The sequence below is a fragment of the Deltaproteobacteria bacterium genome, from assembly GCA_030654105.1.
Lineage (GTDB): Bacteria > Desulfobacterota > SM23-61 > SM23-61 > SM23-61 > JAHJQK01.
This window is the reverse complement of the sequence record JAURYC010000162.1, coordinates 1-4,195: the sequence shown is the minus strand read 5'-3', so window position 1 is coordinate 4,195 and position 4,195 is coordinate 1. Positions and strand designations below refer to the sequence as shown.

The following is a 4,195-nucleotide window of genomic DNA, read 5'->3' as shown; positions in this document are numbered from 1 at the left end:
TGTTAGCTCGGGCAATATTACAGATGAGCTGATACAAAAGTATATTCAAAAGCAAGAAGGCGAACCGATTACGGATGATAGTCGATTTGGAATCGACCCTTCATAAAACCCCTCGACTTATAGTCGAGGGTTGTTTAGTTTCCGTATCACCTATGTGTGGAGCGTGATCTTTTTTGCCGCTTTTCTATCCAGCTATTTGGGGCATGGAAAGCCACTGTATTCCATTGTCATCCCTTTCGCTCTTTGTGTTGGGATCGGGGTGGTCTTTTCAAAGAAATATCCAGACTATTACCTGAAGAGAAAATATCGCGTCAGCCCTGAAGCTGCAGCAGCCGTTCCTGATTCCGCCGCAAAATTGATCGAGGGAATGCCCAGCGCATTCGATCCTGCTGCTGCGGGGGACCTCCAGGCTGAAATTCAGTTCGATATTTCCGGCCCCGAAGGAGGGAAATGGGTGCTTTCCATTGCCGGCGGCCGATGCAAAGTTAGGAAGGGAGAAGCTGTTGCTCCCACACTGACAATTGAGTCTCCTGGAGACGTTTGGGTCAAAATTGCCCGGGGCGAGATCGACCGGCCGAAAGCCTTGATGCAGGGATTGTATAAAGTGAAGGGTGACTTTAAGTTATTGTCGCGCATGCCCCAGCTCTTTGGGGCTCGGCAGAAATCAGGAGAGACGGAGCTCAAGGAGAGGAGGGGATCATGAAAATTTTAGCCTTGCAGGGAAGCCCGAGGCCGAAAAAATATACGCAGATGGTTCTGGAGAAATTCCTGGAAGGAGCAGCCAGCAAAGGAGCAGAGTTTGAGATTACTCCTTTAGCCCATGGTCTCATGTTTAAGATCTATCTCCTCGGGCGAATTATTTCCAAACCCTTACAGACAGGCCGCCGGCGTTGTAATCGATCCACATGCTGGCGGAGGTAAAGATGCCTACTCCCAGGATGATCAGAAAGGCAAAGAACCATTGGTTTTCATCTTTTTTCCACCAGGGTTCGTTATCTTGGAGAGGGCTTAGGGAGCGCGTGATCTCTTTTGAGGAGGAAATTTCTTCTCTGGGGTCCGGGGTAATTGCCTTTTTGGGCGAATGAGAACAGGCAGAAGAAACAAATAAAAAAATTATTAAAATTAGCAAAGATATTACTTTATTTTTCATAAATTACTTTATTTTTTTTTAAACCAAGCGAAATTCCAGTTTTTGCGTTCATTCCCATCCAAGATAACATATTTGGCCAAACTTACCAAGGGAAGGATGGTTTAATTTCTATGAACCTTTTTAGCCCAAGAGGCATCTAAATCTTCATGTTAGCAAAATATTTTAGTATTATTAATGCTAATTCTTTTATTAAAAGTTAGGAGGACAGAGACGATGAGCGAAGGTGGAAATCTTTTCATGGTAACAGACGCGACTTTCCAGAAAGAAGTCTTGGAAGCGGGGCAACCTACATTCGTGGATTTCTGGGCCGGTTGGTGTGGACCCTGCAAGATGATCGGCCCAATTTTCGAAGAGCTTTCCAAAGAATATTCTGGCAAAATCAAATTCGCTAAAGTAAATGTAGATGAGAATCCCAAAACGCCGGCGAATTATGGAGTCCGGGGCATTCCTACCTTGATGATGTTCAAAGAGGGGAAGGTGGTTGAACAGGTGGTAGGGGCGGTGCCTAAAAGCCAGCTGGAAAACATCGTCAAAAAAGTTTTGTGAAAGGATTTAATAAACAATGGTCCTTAAAATTATTCTGGGAATGACTATCGGGGCAGCGATTGGCTATGGGCTAAACCTGCTTTCTTCGAGCATCGGTAGCACTTGAGGCCTCACTTGCAACCCTTATTTGAGCACAGGTCTCGGTGCGATAATTGGGTTGATGATGACCTTAGGATAAGGCCTTAAAATAAACAACTCACAACTCTCAACTTACGTTTTTTGAAAGGAGGTGCTGGGCGTGCCCATTTACGAATATCAGTGTTCAAAATGTTCTCATCATTTTGAGATGATTCACGGGGTTGCGGAGAAGGAGCAGAAGATCCTTTGTCCCAAGTGTGGGGATTCCCGTATCCAGCGAATGATTTCTTCTTTCTCTTGTGGAGGCCTTAAGGAATCGGGAGCCGGGCCGGTTGCAGGTTGCGGCCCAAAACCAGGCCGATTTTCCTGAGGGTGAAATTGAGCCCCGCCGGAGGCGGGACCGGAGGCGCGGGAATGGAATTGAAAAGCCAAGACCAGAAATTATCCTGGCCTTGGCTTTTACGGGTTCACAGAAAAGAAACGATTACGTTATCTCGTTTTTAAGAGTTTTTCCTTGAGCAGGGTCTCGTCTTTAAGCATTTTATCGAAGCCATCCTTGAAAACTTCGTTGATCAAGGCCTCCGCGTGCTTGGGTTGGTAAAAAGGACGGTCAGATTCCTGGGCGCTTCCTTCAATAGTTTTGCTGACCCAGGTCCTTTCTTTAACCAGACCCCAGTTGAGCCGAATACTCATCCGGGCATTGGTATCTGTGGTAGCTACGCCACTTTTGGCCTCAACCCATAAAGATTCAATTTTGCCCCCAAAAGCAACATCGGCAGGGATATCTTTGAAATCGTCTTTCGAAGGATCCAGGTAACGGTTGACCACGGTCACTTTGAACCCAGCTTTCTCTAACATCTGGGCGAGGGACTTCGTAACGACCTGTTCCACGGTTCCAGCATCCGCTTTGAAAAAATCAATCATGCCATTCCGGTAGACTTTACGCCCCAGGTAGAGTCGGTCGGGCCGAACATCCTGGAAATTATAGAGAGCCAATGTTACGGGCTGGGAAACTCCGCTAAGGAAGGGGGGTGTTTTGGAAGTATCGTAGCTCAAGTGGAGGAGGTAGGTCTTACTACTGGCACAACCTGCCAGATACAAAAGACCGAGCAGCGTAATAATCACGAAAAAGTAACTTGACAAATTTCTTTTCATTCTTTTCCTCCTCTTTACGGTTTTATAAATTGGAAACTTTTAACGACTCCGTTTTTGATTGTGACCTCAAAGATTTCTTCCCGGTCTTTATCGAGAAAACCATAGATTACAAATCCCCCGGGGAGGGTTGGGCTTTCTGTCTGAGAGTGGATATAAAGGAGAACTTGGGTTCCGTCTACTTTACTTTCTTTCTTGGAAGGAGGACCCAAAAGTTTGAAGAGGTCCATTTCAGTGGTCTTGCCTAATTTTATTTCTTGAATCTGGGCCGAGGATAGTTTCGTCCCCTCCGTAGAGCGCAAGGTGTAATAGCAACCCCCGGTCATAAGGAAAATACCCAAGAGACAAATAAGCACAGGTTTCATCTTTTTCCCGTTAATATTTTTGATCCATTATATCCGTCACCGCAGTTTTTATCAAATAAAATTTGATGATCTCGTAAAAAGGCATCAGATGCAAGGCGCGCAATCCCGCGAAGCACGGGACATATGGAATTTTTACGAAGCCATCAAATTTTGATCGCTTGCTTTAAAGTCAAGGTCTTCAACCAAGGATAACCTTTTTCCTATCTTCCTACTATTTATTGCCCCGTGCTTTTTTTAGGGGTTTTGTATTTAAGTAAGGCGGCAACTCCTCCGGCTTTCAACAAACGAGAAAAGTTCTCGGTAAAAAAAAGGTCCACACCCTGGGATTGGGCTTTCGCTAAGATTTCCTCGCGCAAGTTGGAAGGAAAGATGGTTGCCTGGCAATAGGGGCAGGAACTCGGTACCCCTCCCATACCGAGAGAATCACAAGCCGGACACCTCCAGCCCGTGGCCTTGAAGCGGGCATCGAAAACCATACGTTCAATTTGATGATTCTGCAACACGCTCAAGGTTGCTTCGGCACCAGATGTTGCCTGGCCCAAGGGTTCAGCCTCCTCCAGTATGTACTTTGAAAAAGTCTCGGCTTTTTCCTTGGAAATGGCCAGCAGGGCTTCCGAGGCGGTGGATAGTAATTTATGATCCGGGGTATGAAGGTCCAAGACAGCAAGAGGAACCATTCTCACTTTTAGAGGTGTGGGCAATTGCTTTTTTAGCTCCGCCTCCATCCCCTCTTCGGCGGCAACAAATAGATATTCTGGTTTTCCCGGAAGGATCAGCTTCCTTAAATTTTCCACAATTTCTTTACCACGTTGTTTGCTATGTTCCTGGAGATGGCGCTGGAACCTAGGCAATGACCAGCCCATGCGCCCGAAACGAGTGGTATGTTTATTTTCCCAGGAAAGGT

At 46.1% G+C, this 4,195-nt stretch carries 7 protein-coding genes; 4 read left to right on the top strand and 3 right to left on the bottom strand.

The window, feature by feature from the left end; translation table 11 throughout:
* Positions 1 to 163 precede the first annotated feature (163 nt).
* The 4 genes from Q7V48_06760 to Q7V48_06745 all read left to right on the top strand — a co-directional run bounded on the left by Q7V48_06760 (position 164) and on the right by Q7V48_06745 (position 2,144).
* Positions 164 to 703: an SCP2 sterol-binding domain-containing protein gene (locus tag Q7V48_06760; protein ID MDO9210435.1), complete on the top strand. Its 540-nt coding sequence runs from the start codon at positions 164 to 166 to the stop codon at positions 701 to 703.
* A complete protein-coding gene (locus tag Q7V48_06755; GenBank protein MDO9210434.1) occupies positions 700 to 921 on the top strand; it encodes an NAD(P)H-dependent oxidoreductase in 222 nt (73 codons plus the stop codon). Before Q7V48_06760 ends, Q7V48_06755 begins: the two co-directional genes overlap by 4 nt.
* A 442-nt stretch (positions 922 to 1,363) precedes the next feature.
* Positions 1,364 to 1,696 (top strand): thioredoxin, encoded by a 333-nt coding sequence (gene trxA, locus Q7V48_06750; protein MDO9210433.1) that lies wholly within the window; start codon positions 1,364 to 1,366, stop codon positions 1,694 to 1,696.
* Between the two features lie 238 nt (positions 1,697 to 1,934).
* Entirely contained in the window at positions 1,935 to 2,144 is a 210-nt protein-coding gene (locus Q7V48_06745; protein ID MDO9210432.1) for a zinc ribbon domain-containing protein, read from the top strand.
* 119 nt (positions 2,145 to 2,263) lie between these two features.
* Here Q7V48_06745 and Q7V48_06740 read toward each other — a convergent pair whose 3' ends face one another.
* The 3 genes from Q7V48_06740 to Q7V48_06730 all read right to left on the bottom strand — a co-directional run.
* Entirely contained in the window at positions 2,264 to 2,929 is a 666-nt protein-coding gene (locus Q7V48_06740) for a hypothetical protein (GenBank protein ID MDO9210431.1), read from the bottom strand.
* Between the two features lie 14 nt (positions 2,930 to 2,943).
* Positions 2,944 to 3,291 carry a hypothetical protein gene (locus Q7V48_06735; GenBank protein MDO9210430.1) on the bottom strand — a complete coding sequence of 116 codons (348 nt, stop codon included), beginning with the start codon at positions 3,289 to 3,291 and terminating at the stop codon, positions 2,944 to 2,946.
* A 215-nt stretch (positions 3,292 to 3,506) separates the two neighbouring features.
* The coding region (locus tag Q7V48_06730; protein ID MDO9210429.1) for a hypothetical protein at positions 3,507 to 4,195 on the bottom strand (689 nt) is incomplete at its 5' end.